Genomic DNA, 18264 nt, shown 5'->3' on the forward strand with positions numbered 1-18264 from the left:
CCGCTTCCGGAGGCGGAGGCGTCTGTGCGCGGTCGCGGTCGCGGGCGCCGGGCGAGTGCGTCAGGCGACCGGGCGGAACGTCCACAGCAGGTTGGCGCTCTGCTGCCACGTCCACTGCTTGGTCACGGCCCCCGCGGCGACCGCTCCACCGCCGTCGAGGACCAGTCCCGTGCTGCGGTTGGCGATCGAGTACCGCCCCTGGCCCCGGTGGGTGATCCGCCACTGCTGGGTGTCGCCGCCGTCCCAGGCCTTCTGCCGGGCCGGGTCACCGTTGCCCGTGGAGCCCCACCCGTCGGCGACCAGGCCGTTGGTGCGGTTGACGAGCCTGTAGCAGCCGTTGCCGAGCTCGATCGCCCGCCACTGGAGGTTGGTGTGGTCCACCGGCTTCCACTGTTTCAGGGCCGAGCCGGCGACATTGCCGCCGCTGTCCAGCACCAGGTGGTTCGTGACGTTGGTCAGACGGAAGTACGCGTCGGGCCTGAACGTCACCTTCAGCGAGGCGATGACGTCGTTGTTGCCGGTCGCCCGGAGGTCGGGGGTGCTCGAGGTGAACGTCCAGGCGGTGCCGGTGAAGTCGTCCCCGGAGTAGCCCGTCACCTGGTAGCCGTCGGGCAGCAGGAGGGAGGAGGTCATGGCGGGCCCCAGGCCTGCGGCGGTCAGCTGGGACGAGGTGTAGCTGCCCAGCGGCAGAACGGCGCGGGCGCCTTCGTAGCCGACGTCCTGGAACACCGTCGCCGAGACCCTCACGGGCATGCCCTGGACCTCGACGCACACCACGGAGTCCTCGGCGTTCGGCGCGGTGGCCGGCACGGTGACGTTGATCTGGTCGGTGACCGTGTACGGGAGGGAGACCGAGGGATTGTTCATCAGAGAGACGCGGGTGACGGCGTTGTCGATCGCGGGGATCCGCAGCCGACCGTTCGTGGGCCAGGTGAAGACGTGGGCGAAGAGCTTGCCGTCCTTCTTGGTGACCTTCCCCCACGCGGGTTCCGTGGCGAACGGGCTTCCGCTGGTCCCGTGGATGCTGTCGCCGTGCGTGGACATCCACGAGGCCAGTCCGTCGAGCACGGTCCGGGTTCCGGCGGTGACCGAGCCGTCGCCCTTGGGACCGATGTTCAACAGGAGGTTGCCGTCCCGGGAGACCACGGTGACGAGCTCCTGGACGATGTCCTTCAACGACCTGTAGGAGTTCTCACTCGACGCGTTGTAGCCCCAGGCGCCGTTCATGGTGGCGCACCGTTCCCACGGGCGGCCCATCGGCTCGCCGGGTATCCCGAACTCCGCGACCGCGTAGTCGCCGAGGTCGTGGTCCCGCTTGACCCGTTCGTTGACGACGAGGTCGGGCTTGCGGGCGATCAGCCAGTCGTAGAGGTCGACGCCGTCCGACGACAGCCACCAGTCCTCCAGGGTGGGAGCGGCAGGCTCGCCGAACCAGTCGCCGTCGAACCAGAGCAGCGCCGGGTCGTAGCGGTCCAGCAGTTCCTGGAGCTGCGCCTTCATGTCGGCGATGTAGGCGGTGCGGGCGGTCTGCGAGGACATCGTGGTGAGACCGCCCCCGTGGCGGTCGGTCTGGGAGGGATGGTTCCAGTCGAGGATCGAGTAGTAGAGGCAGAACCTGATCCCCCGGCTCTCGCACGCCGTCTTGAGGTCCATGAGGGGGTCGGTCCGGATGCCGTTGTAGTCGTGCAGGTTGTACAGCTCGGTGGCCGTGGCGTCGGTGAAGCTCGCCACGTCGGAGTTCCACATCGCGTAGCCCTCGTGGTGCTTGGCGGTGATCACGAGGTACTTCATGCCCGCGTTCTTGGCGAGTTCGGCGATCGTGACGGCGTCGAACCGGGCCGGGTCGAAGTTCTTGGTGACCTGGGTCTGGTAGTTCGCCTTGCTCCACTGCTGCGTGTCGAACGCCCACTCGCCCTGGCCGAGCTGCGAGTAGGACCCGAAATGGATGAACATCCCGAACCTGGCCCGGTACCACCAGTCCATCTTCGAGGGGACGGCATACGCCTCGGCGGTGGAGGGCCACACAGCCTGTGGCAGCCCGAAGGCCGCCACTCCTCCGGTGAGGGCGGCGGCCTTCATCAGCGAGCGTCTGCTGAGAGCGTCGGAGGACATGGTGCGGCTCCATGTGTCGGGGCGGGGGGATGACAGGACACCAGGACGGGAGCGCCGGCACGGCGGCCACGCTCCGCGCCCCCTCCCAAGAAGACATCGGATGGATTTATAGGAGAACGACGACGACCCCGTCTATAGCTGAGACGAGATTGACCCAAAATTCGGAGCCGATCAGGACGTCCATCGGACGGAGGGCGCCCACGAGGCCGTTCACTCGCCAGTCGAACCCGTTATACATAGGATGTCTAGAGAGTGGCCGAAAAGGCCGGGTCACGGCGCGAGGAAGCGCGGCGCACGACGGCCGGTCCGTGCCGGGGGCGCCGCCCGGCTCCTCGGCGACCGCGCCGCGCGAGGGCGCCCGACAGAGCCGCAGGGACCGTCGGCTCTCCCGGGCGCCCGGTGGTCCGGTGGTCCGGTCAGCGCAGTCCGGCGAAGAGGTCGTTCTCGGGAACGGCCGCGTCGGTGGTGTCATGGACGCGCACGAAGGTCTCGACGCCCATCAGCTCGGTGAACCTCTCCTGGCCCATCTTCAGGAAGAAGATGTTCTCGCCCTGGCTGGCGTGTGCGGCCAGGGCGTCGAACTTCTGGCCGCCGAAGGCGGACGTGTCCACCCAGGTGGTGATCTCCTCGTCGGGGAGTCCGATCTCGGCCAGCGCGGCGGCCTCGGCGGGATCCGGCTCCTGCGCCTCCCCTCCGAACTCGCGCATGACCTCCCCGAACCGCTGCATCATCGAGCGGGGCGCGGTCGTCCAGTACACCTTCGGCGTCAGCCCGGTCATCTCCAGCGCCGCCATCGTGATGCGGTTGGCCTGGATGTGGTCGGGGTGACCATAGAAGCCGTTCTCGTCATAGGTGACGACCACGTCGGGCCGGTAGCGCCGCAGGAGTTCCGCGAGTCGGGCCGCGCCCTCTTCCACGGGTGTCCGCCAGAAGGATCCGGGCGCGTCATTGGTCGGCCAGCCCATCATCCCGGAGTCGGCATAGTCGAGCGTCTCCAGATGGCTGATCTTCAGGACCTGACAGCTCGTCTCCAGTTCCTGACGCCGCATCAGGGCGACGGCCGCCGGATCGTGCCCGGGATCACCCGGCTTGACGCCTCCGGGTCCGTCACCGCACCCGCCGTCGGTGCACGTCACGAGGACCGTGCGGATGCCCTCTGCCGCATACCTCGCGAGGACCCCTCCTGTCCCCGTCGCCTCGTCGTCGGGGTGGGCGTGCACGGCCAAGAGCGTCAGCGGTGAGTCGTTCATGAAACAGTCCTCCAGTGTGAAAGGGCCCTGGACCGGGCCCGTGGGGGGCGCGGAGCGGCGGCCGTCGACAGCAGAAGCCGGACGACCTGGCATACCACGTGACCCGGGGTGCTCCTGGATCACGCCGGGACGTCCTGTCGGTCTCCGTGCGCCGGCCGGCCGCGACGCCGGCCTCCTGACCGGGGCAACAACGCCTGCCCGCCCGGCTGTTCCCCGCGCACACGGATGATCGTCCTCGCGGAGAAGACGCGAGACCGACACCGCGACCGCAGCCGGTCCGCCCGCGGCCGTACCTGCCGGCGGCGACGGGACGGTGGCCGCCGCAGTGCGCGAGCCGCCGCTCGAGACGGCGACGTCCATCATCTTGTCAGGTGCATGATCATCTCCTACAGTCCGAGCGGAGAACGGAATGGGAGCGCTCCCAAAAGCAGGCGGAGCGCTCCTGGCCCCCACACTCATCGCGGAGGACCCGCATGCAACCGTCACCTCTCCAAGCCCGCAGGGTGCGAGCCCTGTTCGGTGCGCTGCTCACCTCACTCGTCGCGCTGGCCGCCCTTCTCACGGGCGCTTCGGCGTCCCATGCCGACACGACGATCTGCGAGACGTACGGCTCCACCACGATCAAGGGCCGTTACGTCGTGCAGAACAACCGCTGGGGCACGAGCGCGACCCAGTGCATCACCGTCACGGACTCGGGCTTCCGGATCGCCCAGGCCGACGGCTCCGTCCCCACGAACGGCGCCCCGAAGTCCTACCCGTCCGTGTACAACGGCTGTCACTACACCAACTGTTCGCCCGGCACGAACCTCCCGGCCCGGCTCAACTCCATCTCCGGCGCACCCACGAGCATCTCCTACAGCTACGTGGGCGGCGCGGTCTACGACGCCGCCTACGACATCTGGCTGGACCCGACGCCCCGCACCGACGGCGTGAACCGCACCGAGATCATGATCTGGTTCAACCGCGTGGGGTCGGTGCAGCCGGTGGGCTCGCCGGTCGGTTCCGCCACCGTCGCCGGACGCCAGTGGCAGGTGTGGTCGGGCAACAACGGCGGCAACGACGTCCTGTCCTTCGTGGCGCCGTCGGCGATCGACAGCTGGAGCTTCGACGTGATGGACTTCGCCCGGAACGCCGTGTCCCGCGGACTAGCCCAGAACGACTGGTATCTGACGAGCATTCAGGCGGGCTTCGAGCCGTGGCAGAACGGCGCGGGTCTGGCGGTGAACTCGTTCTCCTCCACCGTGAACCTCGGCGGCGGCACCCCGGGCGGCCCCGGCGGCCCCGCCGCGTGCAAGGTGACCTACGGCACGAGTGTGTGGCAGGGCGGCTTCACCGCCGACGTCACCGTGGCCAACACGGGTTCCTCCCCGGTCAACGGCTGGAACCTCACCTTCACGCTGCCCTCCGGGCAGCAGATCACCAGCGCGTGGAACGCCGGCGTCTCGCCGTCGTCCGGCACGGTGACGGCCACCAACGCGGCGCACAACGCGAACATCGCGCCGGGAGGCCAGGCCGCCTTCGGCTTCCAGGGCTCCTACAGCGGCAGTTTCGTCAGGCCGAACGTCTTCAGCCTGAACGGCACTCCCTGCAGCACCGCCTGACGGAACGGCTCGCCCGACCCGGGACGGCCGGCTGATCGACCGCCGCACACCCCCGGACCCGAGTCGCGTCATCTCCGCCCAACCGGGACCCGCCCGCCGGCCTCCGCGCCGACAGGGCGGGTCCCGCCCGCTTCCCCCTCTTCCCCCCTTCCCCCTGGACGTCGGACGTGGACGGTGGCGGTGGACATCGACGGTGGTTGACACCGGTGCGCATCGGACGATGAAGGTCGGGCGTCGGGCGTCGGGCGTCGGACGGCGGACGGCGGGCGGCGGGCGGCGGACGGCGGGCCGGGGCGGCTGCGCGGCACGGGTCGGGCGACGGGTGTGCGGCGCGATCACTCACCGCCCGTGCGAACCGGCCGCCCTCTTGGCCGGCAGTGTGCATCGCTCAGGCGGAATCGGTGTGCCCGGTTTTGCCGGGCCCGTAAGATCGGTGATCTCTTGGGGGAGGTGGTCATGGGCAGGCGACGCCCCGGCACTCCGACGCTGGAAGAGGTGGCCGCTCACGCCGGGGTGGGGCGGGGCACGGTCTCCCGCGTCATCAACAACGAGGCCGGCGTGAAGGAATCGACGCGCCAAGCCGTGCAACGTGCCATCGAGGAACTGGGATACGTACCCAATCTCGCGGCCCGCTCCCTGGCGGGGCGGCGGACCGACGCCGTCGCCCTCGTGCTGACGGAGCCCGACTGGAGACAGTTCGCCGAGCCGTTCTTCTCGGAGATCGTCCGCTCGCTGGGCGACGCGCTCGCGGACACCCGGATGCAGCTGATGCTGACCCTGGTCCGTTCGGACGACGAGCGCCGGCGCTTCCTGGAGTACGCGCGCGGCGGCCGGGTCGACGGGGTGCTGCTGATGTCCGTGCACGCCGGGGACCGGCTGCCGGACATGCTCGCCGAGGCGCGGTTGCCGACCGTGATGCTGGGGCGCCGCTCGGGCGACGAGTACGTCAGCTACGTGGACGCCGACAACGTGGGCGGTGCGCGCAGCGCCGTCTCCCACCTGCTGTCACGGGGCCGCACGGTGATCGCCACCATCACGGGCCCACTGGACATGTACGCCGCCCGATGCCGGCTGCGCGGCTACCAGGACGCTCTGGCGCTGGCCGGCCTGAGCGGCAGGCAGTCCCTGGTCGCCGCGAGCGACTTCACCGAGGACGGCGGACGTCGCGCCATGGCCCGGCTCCTCGAACGGCACCCGGAGATCGACGGCGTCCTCGCCGCGTCGGACACGACGGCGGCCGGGGCGCTGCAGGCGTTGCGGGCCGCGGGCCGGCGGGTGCCGGAGGATGTCGCCGTGATCGGTTTCGACGACTTTGCGCTGGCTCAGCGCACCGAGCCACGCCTGACCACCGTGCGTCAGCCGCTCGAGGAGATGGGCCGGGCCATGATCCGGCTCCTGCTGGAGGACATGGAGGAGCCTTCGGTGGCCTACCGGCACGTCATCCTGCGGACGGAACTGGCGGTACGCGAGTCCGCCTGACGCGTTGCCGGGGCCCGAGGTGACGGCGACGTCGTTCCGGGAGCGCTCCCAAACCTCGCTGTGCCACCGCCTTCGCCGGGTCCGGTGCCCGCTCCGGGGAACCTCTCGTGGACCGTTCTCCCCGATGCGGGCCGCTGCGGCCACCATTCGCTCCGCCCCAGCAGGCGGCGGAGCAGACGGCGCAGGGTGCGCCGTTGCTCCGCCGCCCTCCGCTCCCCGCGGCTCCTCCCGGTCGTCCCGGTCGTCCCGGTCGTCGAGTTCGGTGGCCCTCAGCCGTCAGCCGCCTGCGGCGGTCGGCGCAAGGGCTCCGGGCGGGTTCGCGCGCACCGGGTCCCCGGCGAGCGCGAAGCCCGTTCTCGCCCTCGGGCTACCGTGGCGGGGCCACGGCGCCGCCCTGGGTGAACTGCCACCAGTTGACGTTGAACAGATAGCCGCTGCCGCCGGTGAACCGCAGGTAGAGATCCTGGGTTCCGGTCGCGCCGCTGACCGGGCAGGTCACCGTCGTCCAGGTCTGCCAGCCGCCGGTGCCGGGCACACCGCACCGGCCCACGACCGTCCCGGTCGGCGAGCCCAGGCGCAGTTCGACGGTGCCGCCGGCGTTGGCCGAGGCCACGCGCACGGCGAAGGAGGACGCACCCGCCCCGAAGGCGACGCCCTTGACCTTGATGTAGTCGCCGTTCTCGATCCAGCCGACGTCCATGCCGCCTTCGCCGGAGGCTTCGGTCTCGACGCCGGATTCCCAGGCGATCGTCTCGGCCTCCTGGCGTACGTACGGGTCGAGGGCGCCGGCCTGGGGTGCGCCGGTGTTCGTCATGTTGATCGTCGGGATCGTGCCGTCGGCGTTGTAGGAGAACTTCTCCACCGCGACCGAGCGGGTGTAACCGCCGCCGCCCGGCAGCGCGCCGTTGTGGTAGAAGAAGTACGAGTTGCCCTTGAAGTCCACGATCCCCGGGTGGTTGGTGAAGCTGCCGCCCTGGGTGGGCATGATCGTCCCCCGGTAGGTCCAGGGTCCGGTCGGGCCGGGCGCCGTGGAGTAGGCGATGAACTCCGAGCAGCACTTGGCCGCGAACACCATGTAGTACAGGCCGTTGCGCTTGTAGAACCAGGGACCTTCCTCGAAGAGCGTGGGACGGTTGGCGTCTCCGGTGCGGGCGCCGAATCCGGCGGCGGTGAGCGGGGTCTTCGTGGGGCTGCCCGAGTAGGACGTCATGTCGGCGTTCAGCCGGACGTACCAGAGGTTGGGGTTTCCCCAGTACAGGTAGGCCTGGCCGTCGTCGTCGACGAAGACCGTGGGGTCGATCTCGCCGTTCTCCACCAGCGGGTGACCGAGGGCGTCACGGAACGGTCCGGTGGGGCTGTCCGCCACCGCCACGCCTATGGCCATCCGGCCGGTCGCCCGGTTCTTCACCGGGACGTACCAGTAGAACCGGCCGTTGCGCTGCACGGTCTGTCCCGCCCAGGCGTCGGAGGACGCCCAGCTGAAGGTGGTCAGGCTGAGCGGCGAGCCGTGGTCGGTCCAGTTGACCATGTCGGCCGAGGACCACACCCGCCAGTCCTTCATGGTGAAGTAGGTGGAGCCGTCCTCGTCGTGCCCGGTGTAGAGGTAGACCCGGCCGTTGTAGACCAGCGGGGCGGGGTCGGCGGTGTAGACGTGCTGCACGATCGGGTTGTCGGCGCGGGCCGTGGTGGGCTGCAGCGCGGCGGGGACCACGGCGAACGCCAGCAGGAGACCCAGCACCCAGGCTGCTGCCCGGGTGAGCCTCGTGCCGGCGGTGGCCGACTGCATGGTGGGCGTCATCGCGGCCTCCGGGGGACGGCGGGGTTCGGCGAACTGATGGTCCGTGCGACGTCGCTCATGCGTGACTCCACTTCTGGCCGGCCCGGCCGTCGCAGCTCCACAGGACCAGCGGGGTGCCGTTCGCGGTGCCGGCCCGGTCGACGTCGAGGCACAGGCCCGCGTGGACGTTGCGGATCGACCCGTCGGAGCCGACGGTCCACTTCTGGTTGTCCTGGCCGTTGCAGGGCCAGGTGACGACACGGGTGCCGTTGGCGGTTCCCCGGTCGTAGGCGTCGAGGCACTTGTCACCGAAGACGCGGATCTCGCCGCCTGCCCAAGTGGTCCAGAGCTGGTTGGCCGCCGTGTGGCAGTCCCAGAGCAGCACGGTGGCGCCGGCGGCGGTGGAGGCGTTGTCCACGTCCACGCACCGGCCGGAGCCGTTGCCGCGCAGCCGCGCGGTGGTTGCGGCCAGCGGGCTGCCGCCGCTCACCCGGAAGACGGCGACGCCGTGCGCGGGGACGCTCGCCGAGATCTGTCCGGTGGTGCTCGACGTGCCGCCGGTCCACAGGTCCGTGAGGGTGAACTGACCTCCGGACAGGCCGACTTGAGCAGCCGTCGTGGCGACCGTCGCGGTGCCCGCTCCCCGGTTGAACAGGCCCACCGCGACCGAGCCGTCGGACAGGGGCTTGGCGAACACCTCGGTGTTGCCGTCGTCGCGCACTCGGCGTCCGCCCGCGCCCAGCGGATCCTGGTCCACCGCCAGCAGTCGCGGGTTGCGCAGGATCGCGCTCACGTCGGCGGACATGGTGCGGATGTCGTTGCCGGCCATGAGCGGCGCGGCCAGCAGGGCCCAGAGGGCGAAGTGGGAGCGGGATTCGGTCAGGGACAGGCCCGGGCGGCCGACGACCAGCATGTCGGGGTCGTTCCAGTGTCCGGGACCCGACTGCGCCGCCAGCGGCGCGGTGACGTCGAGGACGTTGCCGACGCCCATCGGGTAGCTGTTGGTGTTGCCGTTCTGCCAGATGTCGAGCAGGTCCTCGGTCGTCCGCCACAGGTCGGCGACCTCGCCCCAGTTGTAGGTGGAGCCGGTGATCGCGTGGAAGCTGTTGGGGTTGATGCTGTAGACGATGGGCCGCCCGGTGGCGCGCAGGGCGTCGCGCATCAGCGTGAACCGCGCGACCTGCTCGTCACGGGTGCCGCTGGAGGAACACCAGTCGTACTTGAGGTAGTCGACGCCCCATGAGGCGAACGTGGCGGCGTCCTGGGCCTCGTGCCCCCTGCTGCCCGTCGAGCCGGGATAGGCGCCGCTGGTCTGCGCGCAGGTGCGCTCGCCCGGCACCTGGTAGATGCCGAACTTCAGGCCCTTGCCGTGGATGTAGTCCCCGAGCGCCTTCATCCCGCTCGGGAACTTGGCCGAATTCGCCTTCAGGTTGCCCGCCGCGTCTCGCTGCGGGTCGAACCAGCAGTCGTCGACCACCACGTACCGGTAGCCGGCGTCCCGCATGCCCGAGGACGCCATTGCGTCGGCGGCCTGGCGGACCTGCGCCTCGGTGACCCCGCACCCGAAGCTGTTCCAGCTGTTCCAGCCGAGCGGCGGAGTGAGCGCCGGGCTGCCGGGCGCGGCCTCGGCGGTGGCGGTGGAGTGGACGACGGCCGTGAAGGACGCGGTGAGCGTCAGCGCGGCGGCCGCCAGGAGGTCGAGCAGTCGTCTGCCTGTTCTGCGCACTCGGCTTCCCTTCCTGGGGTGAGGGCGCCGGAGGTGGTCACCTGCGACGCCGGGAGACAGGGGATGACTGGCATGCCTGGACGGTGGTGTCATGCATATGACATTGATGTGCTCGTTCGAAATTTCGATTACATTTCGGAATGCCGACCTCACGGATGTTAGAGAGACTCCCGCCGGTGTCAACACGATCGTCGAGCCGACTGGCTCACCGATCCCCCTGTCGGCCGCCGTCGCGACCGGCACGAGATTCGAAACATTTCGCCTTTGTACGCGAATCATGCGAAAGGCATTGACGGGACCTGTCCGTCCGTCGAACGGCGGGCCGCGGACGGCGGCTGCCGAGGTTCGACGGTCCGGGTCGGCAGGGTTCGAGCGGGTCCCCGCGCCGAGAACGCGGTCACGCCCGGGACCGTCGCGAGGAGGGGGTCAGACCGGGTCCAGCCCGGCCGCTTCCACGGGGTGCGTCCGCAGCCAGGCTCGTGCGTCGGAGTTCTCCCTGAGCCACCGCGCGCAGACGGCCCATTCGACGTGGTCGCTGCCCGCGTCGCACAGAACGACGTCCGCGATCAGCGGTGCGCAGCCCGCCCCGGCGCCGTGGGCGCTGCACGCGTGTGTGGCGTTGACGTGCGCGACGATGGAGACGATGCGGGACTCCATGGTCCGCTCCCCTTCCTCAGGAGCACGACCGGGACCGGTCCGGGCCCCGTGGGGGCCGAAGCAGGTCACCGGATCGCGCATGGCGTCGATCGGGGGCCCCGTCCACGCGGGGGGGGGCGTGGACGAGGTGGGCTGCCCCCGGCGGACGAGTCCTGCACCGGATGCAGTATCGGCTGCTTGCTCGTTGGCTGTTCGGGTAGTGCGTTTGAATGAGCATTGCATGTGTATTGCCTCGGGCTTACTGAAAGAGACTTGTTCGTGACGCACCTCGACGGCGCCGACAACGATCAGGCGAAGGGGCCGGGCCATGGTCACCGGGCCATCGCCCGGGAGATCGCCGACGCCGTGGAGAGCCTGGCGGACCTGTGGACCGTGGCCGCGCAGGAGGCGGCACTGCGGTTGTCCCTGCATCAACTCAAGGCGCTGCGGGCCGTCGCGGAGGCGCCGGGACTGAATCTCACGGCGTTGGCGGAGCGGCTGGACATCGGGATGCCCACGGCCAGCCGGCTGTGCGACCGCCTCGAGGCAGCCGGCCTGCTGGAACGAGGGATCCATCCGTTCAACCGCCGCGAGGTGCAACTGCGTCTGACGCTGCCCGGCCGGGAGGTGCTCAAAGATGTCGCCGGACGTCGCGCACAGGCCCTGGCGGCCGTGCTGGGGGTGATGGAACCGGCCGACAGGACCGCTTTGCGCCGTGGGTTGCAGGCCCTGCGCGCCGCGCGCGACGCCCCGCCGTCGACGGGGAGCGGCCCCGCGGATCCGGACGGCCGGTGAGGAAAGGTCGGTGACGGACGCCGGTGCCGGACGGCCGGCGAGGAACGGCCGGTGACGGAAGGGGGCTCGTCTGCTCGGCCGTCACGCCCCGTTGTTCCGGCCGCTCCAGTCCAGGCACACGACCGCGGCGTCGGCGGCGAGTTCTCTGCTGCCGAAGTGTTCGATCAGACCGGACACGACGGCACGCGCCGCCTCGTGCGGGGACTCCCGGCGTGTGGCGCTCAGCGTCTGGCGCAGGGCTCGCTGCCCGAAGGATCCGCCGTCGGCGGCGCGTGCGCCGTGTACGCCGCTGCTGACCACGATCAGCCGGTCGCCCGGTTGCACGTGAAAGGTCTGTTCTTCGTAGAGGGTCTCCTCGAACATGCCGAGCGGGAGCTGTGCTTCGAGTTCGATCCGCTCGACGGTGTCGTCGCGCTGGCGGTAGAGCTGGGGCGAGCCGGCGTCGACGGCGCGCACGACGCCGGTGTCCAGGTCGAACCGCAGCAGCAGGGTCGACGCGTACGACTTGCCGCCGTACTGGGCGAAGAGGGCCTGGTCCGCGAGGCAGGCCTGGTCCGCGAGTCCTATGCCGGCGCGGCGTGCGTTGCGCAGCGCGCCGACGGCGAGGCTGGTGAGCAGGGAGGCGTCGATGCCCTGACCCATGCCGTCGGTGACGGTGAGGGTGAGGTGGTCGGCGTCGGTCGACCAGTCGAAGTTGTCGCCGCCGACGGTGTAGGCGGGCTCCAGATGGGCGCCGATCACGTACTCCTGGCGGGCGCAGCCCCGGCCCGGCAGAAGCTGCCACTGCATCTCGGCGGCCAGGGTCAGGCGCCGGGTCCGACGGGCCTGGAGGTACAGGTCGGTGTCGCGGCCGGCGGTGGTGACCTCGTGGGCGAGGGCGGTGGCGAAGTCGGTGAGCCGGAGCACCGTGGCCGGGTCGCTCGCGCCGCTGGAGAGGCGCACGGACAGGACGCCCAGCCGGTCGCCGCGGACGGTGAGCGGCAGGTGGACGACGTGAGCGTGCGCTGAGCCGTCGGGGACCTCGACGACCGGCGTCTGACTGATGAAGGCGCGTCCGACGGGCCCGTCATGGGCGGCGACCGGGTCCCCGGTGTACGGCAGGTGGGTGACCGGTTGCAGGACGCTGAGCGCGTAGTCGGCCAGCAGCAGGGTCACCTCCTCGGCGCCGACATGGTCGCTCAGGAGGCGGCGCGCGGTGGCGACCAGCTCGTGGGGCGCGGCGGCGCGAAGCAGGCTCTCCGCGGACGGAACCGGTTCAGAAGCGTTCACGGCACCCACTCTCTCCCCCTGCTCTGTCCACAGTATCGCCATGCGTGTCCCTCCCCGGCCGGGGGCGAGCCCACGGCGACGGGCTCGTCGACGTCCCCTGCGACCCGCGCGAGCGGAGCGACCGCGGCCCCCGCCGGCCCCCGCCGGCCGGCGCCGGCCGCCCCGGGCCGCCGCGACCGCGGCCCGGCACGGTCGACGATCGCCGAGGCCGCGGGCGGTGCGGGGAGCGGTATGCGTGCTTCGAGGAACGCACCGGCCTGCCGCGCCGCACCACCGATGACCGGCCGGACCCGGACGGCGGCTCGCCGGGAGCCGGTCACGGCCGCCCGCGCCAGTCGAGGCAGAGCACCAGGGCGTCGTCGTTCGGCTCGGTGCGGCCGCGGTGGCCCGTCAGCTCCCGCAGGACGGCACGGGGGACCTCGGCGGCCGGAAGCAGCCGCGTCGACTGGATCGCGCGGGCCAGGGCGGTGTCCCCGTACGTCTCCCCGCCGGGGGAGGCGACCTCGTAGACCCCGTCGCTGACGAAGACGAGACGGTCGCCCGGCTCGACCTGGAAGTCCTGCGCCAGATAGTCGGTCTCCTCGAACATGCCGAGCGGCAACTGCGCCTCGAAGGCGACGCGTTCGAGCGTGCCGTCGCGCAGGCGCAGCAGCTGCGGCGAGCCCGCGTCCACGACCCGGGCGCGCCCGCTGGCGAGGTCGAAGTCGAACATGAGGACCGACAGGTAGCAGCGGCCCCGGTAGTGCGCGTAGATCGCCTGATCGGCCAGGGCAGCCTGGTCGGGGAGGGAGATGCCCGCCCGCCGGGCGTTGCGCAGGGCGTTGACCGCCAGGTTCGTCAGCAGGGAGGCCTCGATGCCCTCGCCCATGCCGTTGGAGACGTACAGCGTCAGCCGGTCGGCGGTCGCCGACCAGTCGAAGTTGTCGCCGAAGATCGCGTACGCGGGCTCCAGCTGCGCCCCCAGCTCGTACTCCGGCCGGGCGCAGGAACGGCCGGGAAGCAGCTGCCACTGCATCTCGGCGGCCAGGGTCAGCCGGTCCTTGCGTCGCGCCTGGAGGTAGAGGTCCGTGTCCCGTTCGGCCACGACCACCTCGTGCGCCAGCACCTCGGCGATCTCCGTCAGCTCGGGGAGGCAGTCCCGTACGGGCCCCTCCCCCTGCGCGGTCACCGTCAGGACGCCCAGCCGGTCCCCGCGCACGGTCACGGGCAGGTGCACGCGCACCCGGCCGTGCGGAAGCTCCTCGAGACAGGGCTCCTGGGCGCCGAAGGCGCGGCCGGCCGGGCTGTTGTGCACCGACACCGGTTCAAGGGTGTGCGGCAGCACGGACACCGGCTGCAGCACGGTCAGACCGTAGTCGGCCATGAAGAGCTCGACCGAGGTAGCCGCGTACTCCTCGCAGAGCACGCGGCGGACCGCGTCGAGCAACTCGTGGGGCGCCGCCGTACGCAGAGCGCGTTCGGCGGTCACGAATCTGTTCACGGTTGTCAATACACCCATCTTTCGTCGGACGTTCGCAGGTTCTGTGCACGCGGTCTCTGTGCATGCGGTCTCTGTGCCCGCGGTCTGTGTGCCCGCGGTCTCTGTGCACGCGTTCCGTGTGCACGCGTTCCGTGTGCACGCGTTCCGTGTGCACGAGGCGAGGCCGTTCCGTACGGCCGCGCCCGGATCCGGTCCGTCTACGGCCGGTCACCGGCCGCCCGGTACGCCGGAGGTCGTCCCGGCGCCTGCGAGAATGTGACGGTGAGTTCCTTCCGCCCCCGCCCGGAGCCGGACGAGGTCGCCCGCGTGACCTCCACGGCCGCGGAGTTGCTGGAGGTGCTGTGGGGCCGGGCCACGACGGCGCCCGTGTCGGCGTCGCAGTTGCGCGTCCTGCTCGTCCTCGAACACCGCGAAGGCGTCAGTCTGCGCACTCTGGCCGAAGCGCTCGCCTCCACACCGCCGTCGGCCAGTCGGCTGTGCGACCGCCTGCAGGCGGCCGGCTTCGTCGAGCGGGTGGCGAGCCCGGCGGACCGGCGCGAGGTGCGCCTCCACGTCAGCGGCCGGGGCCATGCGTTCCTCGCCGGTCTGCGCACCCGCCGCGAGGGCGCGCTGCAGGCGGTGCTGGACCACATGGACGCACCCCAGCGGACCGCGCTCCTGGAGGGGCTCGAAGCGTTCTGCGTCGCCGCGGCGGCGCAGATGCACGACGACGCCCAGGGGTCCGGAACCCGCACGGCCTGAACGGCCGGCCACCGACATCTCACGTGCCGCCCGCCCTCCGACGCCGGCGTTCAGCGAACGGAGCGGACTCCGCCCACGGGAACATCCAGATCCTTCCCCCTGCACGTCCGGCCTCCACTTTCTTGCCTCACGGCTATAGTTGTCAAACGGCAACTGTCCTGCCGTGAGCCGTTCTGCCTCCGGAAACCGGTTACCCCCTGATGCGGGGACCTTTGCGCCTGTGGCCAAAATCTCGGCGGATGAGGGGAGGCGATCGGCCGCACCGAAGCGGTACCGGTGCGGCGTCCGTGGGCGCGAACGTGCGAAAGGCCCCCGCTTCTGAGCGGGGCGAGCTCGGGCGCCGGTGCGGGGGCGGGGCCGGGCGGCCGCCTGCGCCGCCGCCTGGTCCGACCTGCTTCGGGCCGACGGCCGCCGTACCCGTGACGCGCGCCCGGCAGAGCTGACCCGGCAGAGCTGATCCGCGTACGGGGCGCGGGCAGCGCGGGGTTCGCCGAGCTATGGGCGAACGCTACGGTGGCCGCTCACCGCGAGAGCGCAAGACCGTCGAGCATCCTTCGGTGGGTCCGGTGACCGTGGACGGCGACGTGCCGGCGGACGGCGGCCCGGGCCTCGGGGCCGTGGTCGTCACCGGCGCCCCCGGCCGCGCGGACGGGACCGCGCTGCCGCCGGCCGCGGTCGCCGGTCGGCCGTTCGTCGCCGACAGCGTCCCGGAGCGCCAGGCAGGCCCTGTCCGGTCGGTCACGCCGCGGGTGAGCGACAGGGACCGACCGGCGCGGTGAGCGGGGTCCGGTGCGTGCGGCCGCAAGGCGGAGGAGGGCGTCGACGCGATGGGGCCCCCGCGCAAGCACGGTCGAGCGTGAGAGAGTCGGCAACCGACGACGCCGCAGAGGTGCGTGCCGGACCCGCGTCTGCGGCATGACCGGCCGGGCAGGTCAGTACGCCTGGTCGCTGAAGTCGTAGGCGGCGAAGGCGAGGCAGACGATCGTGTCGTCGGGGTCCAGCGCCTCGTAGCCGTCCCGTTCCTCGGCCTCCACGGGGAAGAACAGGGCGTTGCCGCCGCGGTCCGGAACAGTGACGATCTCGGCCCAGTTGTCACGCCGGCCCTCGCCGTCGCCGGCCGCGATGACGCGTTCGGCCTCGCGCAGATCGGCCTGGGCATCGCGGCCGGCGACGCTCGCCGGATCGAACGGGCCGCTGCACAGGACGGCGTATCCGTCCACAGGCGCCGGTTCGTACCCGTTGTATCCGTCGTTCCATTCGGCCGCGGCGATGGTGGCGGGGTCGGCGAGCGGCAGGACGACCATGCTCACCCGGGCCACGGGCGGCTTGTCGTCCTCCCGGTGCCAGTAGCAGCCCGCGTACACCGGAGCGCTGCGCAGTCCGGCGGGAAGCTCGCAGTGGTACCAGCCGCCGATGGTCGTCATCCCGAACCAGGTGACGTTCTCCTCCAGCGTCAGTTCCCCCGCGCAGGCGAACCATTCGGGCCGGACGATCTTGCCGCCGATGTGTTCCGCCCACCGCCACAGCAGTGCGTCCAGGGTTTCCTCGGAGCCGGTGGTGGCGGTCGGGTCGTTCGTTGCCGTCATGGCCCCAGCATCGCAAGGGGGTCTGACAGTCCCCTTGTCCCCGTCGTCAAAGCGGGCCTGGCGCAGTGCAGTTGACGGCTCGGGGGCATGACGTGCTCGGCTATGCTCGGGCCCGTTCGAACCAATGACGACCTGCCGAACGCACAGCGAGTGAGCGACGCCGGTGGGCAGCGCCCAGCCCTCCGAAAGGGAAACGTGAGAGAGCACGTGGCATCGGGACATGGCGATCATCCGTCGGCGACACGTCCGGGGAGCGGCGCGGAGCGGCTGATCGCCGACCGGTATCTCCTCCACGACGTTCTCGGCCGCGGCGGGATGGGCACGGTCTGGCGCGCCCACGACCGGTTGCTGGATCGCCCGGTCGCCGCGAAGGAACTGCACATCCTCACCCATGGCGACGACGAGCACCTCGTGCGGATGCGGCGCGCCGTCCGTGAGGCGCGCGCGGTGGCCCGGGTACCGCACCCGCACGTGATCGGCGTATACGACCTCGTCGAGTCCGAGGACCGTCTGTGGATCGTCATGGAACTCGTCGACGGGCCCTCGCTCGCCCACCATGTCGCACGTTCCGGGCCGCTCACCCCGCAGCACACCGCGGTCCTCGGCCTCCAGGTGCTCGACGCACTGGAGGCCGTGCACGCGGCCGGCACCCTGCACCGTGACGTCAAACCCGCCAACGTCCTGCTGCGCCGCGACGGCAGAGCCGTCCTCACCGACTTCGGCATCGCGGCCCTGGACGACGGCGAGTTCCTGACCAGCACCGGCCAACTGGTGGGCTCCCTGGAATTCATGGCCCCCGAGCGGGTGACGGGATCGCAGACCGGCCCGGCCTCCGACCTGTGGTCCCTGGGCGCGACGCTCGCCACCGTGTGCGGCGGCGAGTCCCCGTTCCGCAGACCGGGAGGTCCCGCGACGCTGCACGCGGTGGCGTACGACGAACCCGTACTGTCGGAGCGGCTCGGACCGCTGCTGCCGGTCGTGGAGGCGCTGCTGCGCAAGTCCCCGCAGGAGCGGCCCTCGGCGGCCGGCGCGCGTGCCGCGCTGCGGCGCGTCGCGGCGGGCGAGGCGGACGCCGGGCCGCTGCCGTCGGCGACCGTACGCGTCCCGCGGCCTTCGTCGGCGCTGGCCGACTCGGAGACCGTGACGAGCGGTCACGGGCAACTCGTCGGCGCCGGGGAGGCCGTGCCGACGGCGCGGGACGCCGCGTCGGGCCGGCCGTCGCCCGCCCGGTCGTCCGGCTCGGCGGTGCGCAGGCGGCTGGGGTGGGCTCTCGCCGGCACGATGGTGGCGGCGGGCGTCGTGGCGGGCCTGTTCTTCACCGGGGTGCTTCCGCCCGAGAAGGAGACCGGTCCGAGGACGACGACCGTCGGTCAGGTCGTCCGGTCGGCGAACGGCTGGCAGCCGGTGGCCGGAGCGGTCGTCCGGCGCGGGGACCAGGTCACCGTCCGGTTCGTCTCAGGACAGTGGACGGCCGACCACCGGAACATGCCCATGACCGGGCCGGCCGGCTACGACGCGGCCACCGACAGGCTGCTGGACGGCGCGAAGAGCTGCAAGGTCAAACCCACGGCGCCGTTCGGCGCGCTGCTCGCCGTCCTCGCCGGGGACAAGGACTTCCCCGTGCACACCGTCGGCAAGGAGCTCACCTTCAAGGCCACCGGGAACGGCACCCTGAAACTGGGCATGAACGACGCCGCCGGGTCCTGCTCCGACGACAACAAGGGCACACTGACCGTGCAGGTGCGCATCACGCGCCAGGGCTGACCGGCGTCCTGCGGACGTCCTCGTCGAGGATCGGCCTCGCATAGTAGC

The 18264-nt window shown here is 71.3% G+C and carries 14 protein-coding genes; 6 read left to right on the forward strand and 8 right to left on the reverse strand.

Annotated elements, in window-relative coordinates:
* Window positions 1-60 precede the first annotated feature (60 nt).
* Both IE239_RS11885 and IE239_RS11890 read right to left on the reverse strand, forming a co-directional pair.
* Window positions 61-2112 carry an alpha-L-fucosidase gene (locus tag IE239_RS11885; RefSeq protein WP_190149214.1) on the reverse strand — a complete coding sequence of 684 codons (2052 nt, stop codon included), beginning with the start codon at window positions 2110-2112 and terminating at the stop codon, window positions 61-63.
* 416 nt (window positions 2113-2528) lie between these two features.
* Complete coding sequence (locus tag IE239_RS11890) at window positions 2529-3362, reverse strand: PIG-L family deacetylase (RefSeq protein ID WP_190149215.1); 834 nt, start codon at window positions 3360-3362, stop codon at window positions 2529-2531.
* A gap of 473 nt (window positions 3363-3835) precedes the next feature.
* Between IE239_RS11890 and IE239_RS11895 the strand changes: the two genes are divergently transcribed.
* On the forward strand, window positions 3836-4963 hold the full coding sequence (locus tag IE239_RS11895; protein ID WP_190149216.1) for a glycoside hydrolase family 12 protein: 1128 nt from the start codon (window positions 3836-3838) through the stop codon (window positions 4961-4963).
* 456 nt (window positions 4964-5419) lie between these two features.
* On the forward strand, window positions 5420-6442 hold the full coding sequence (locus IE239_RS11900) for a LacI family DNA-binding transcriptional regulator (protein ID WP_190149217.1): 1023 nt from the start codon (window positions 5420-5422) through the stop codon (window positions 6440-6442).
* 367 nt (window positions 6443-6809) lie between these two features.
* Here IE239_RS11900 and IE239_RS11905 read toward each other — a convergent pair whose 3' ends face one another.
* The 3 genes from IE239_RS11905 to IE239_RS11915 all read right to left on the reverse strand — a co-directional run bounded on the left by IE239_RS11905 (window position 6810) and on the right by IE239_RS11915 (window position 10602).
* Window positions 6810-8240, reverse strand: a complete 1431-nt coding sequence (locus IE239_RS11905; RefSeq protein ID WP_229878041.1) for a glycoside hydrolase family 43 protein — start codon at window positions 8238-8240, stop codon at window positions 6810-6812.
* Between the two features lie 55 nt (window positions 8241-8295).
* Window positions 8296-9945, reverse strand: coding sequence for a glycoside hydrolase family 27 protein (locus IE239_RS11910; protein WP_190149218.1), 1650 nt, complete (start codon window positions 9943-9945; stop codon window positions 8296-8298).
* A 426-nt stretch (window positions 9946-10371) separates the two neighbouring features.
* Window positions 10372-10602: a hypothetical protein gene (locus IE239_RS11915; protein ID WP_190149219.1), complete on the reverse strand. Its 231-nt coding sequence runs from the start codon at window positions 10600-10602 to the stop codon at window positions 10372-10374.
* A 258-nt stretch (window positions 10603-10860) separates the two neighbouring features.
* Between IE239_RS11915 and IE239_RS11920 the strand changes: the two genes are divergently transcribed.
* On the forward strand, window positions 10861-11376 hold the full coding sequence (locus tag IE239_RS11920) for a MarR family winged helix-turn-helix transcriptional regulator (RefSeq protein ID WP_190149220.1): 516 nt from the start codon (window positions 10861-10863) through the stop codon (window positions 11374-11376).
* Between the two features lie 81 nt (window positions 11377-11457).
* Here IE239_RS11920 and IE239_RS11925 read toward each other — a convergent pair whose 3' ends face one another.
* A complete protein-coding gene (locus IE239_RS11925) occupies window positions 11458-12654 on the reverse strand; it encodes a PP2C family protein-serine/threonine phosphatase (RefSeq protein ID WP_229878042.1) in 1197 nt (398 codons plus the stop codon).
* A 307-nt stretch (window positions 12655-12961) separates the two neighbouring features.
* Window positions 12962-14143, reverse strand: a complete 1182-nt coding sequence (locus IE239_RS11930) for a PP2C family protein-serine/threonine phosphatase (RefSeq protein ID WP_190149222.1) — start codon at window positions 14141-14143, stop codon at window positions 12962-12964.
* Between the two features lie 237 nt (window positions 14144-14380).
* Between IE239_RS11930 and IE239_RS11935 the strand changes: the two genes are divergently transcribed.
* Both IE239_RS11935 and IE239_RS11940 read left to right on the forward strand, forming a co-directional pair.
* On the forward strand, window positions 14381-14866 hold the full coding sequence (locus IE239_RS11935; RefSeq protein WP_229878043.1) for a MarR family winged helix-turn-helix transcriptional regulator: 486 nt from the start codon (window positions 14381-14383) through the stop codon (window positions 14864-14866).
* A 497-nt stretch (window positions 14867-15363) separates the two neighbouring features.
* Window positions 15364-15645: a hypothetical protein gene (locus IE239_RS11940; RefSeq protein ID WP_229878044.1), complete on the forward strand. Its 282-nt coding sequence runs from the start codon at window positions 15364-15366 to the stop codon at window positions 15643-15645.
* 153 nt (window positions 15646-15798) lie between these two features.
* Here the strand turns inward: IE239_RS11940 and IE239_RS11945 are convergent, their stop codons facing one another.
* Complete coding sequence (locus IE239_RS11945; RefSeq protein ID WP_190149224.1) at window positions 15799-16452, reverse strand: hypothetical protein; 654 nt, start codon at window positions 16450-16452, stop codon at window positions 15799-15801.
* A gap of 207 nt (window positions 16453-16659) precedes the next feature.
* On the opposite strand from IE239_RS11945, the gene IE239_RS11950 reads away from it, so the two are divergent.
* Complete coding sequence (locus tag IE239_RS11950) at window positions 16660-18216, forward strand: serine/threonine-protein kinase (protein WP_190149225.1); 1557 nt, start codon at window positions 16660-16662, stop codon at window positions 18214-18216.
* Window positions 18217-18264: the final 48 nt, after the last annotated feature.

Origin of the sequence: Streptomyces humidus, from assembly GCF_014649655.1 — a bacterium.
In the GTDB taxonomy this organism is placed as follows: Bacteria; Actinomycetota; Actinomycetes; order Streptomycetales; family Streptomycetaceae; genus Streptomyces; species Streptomyces humidus.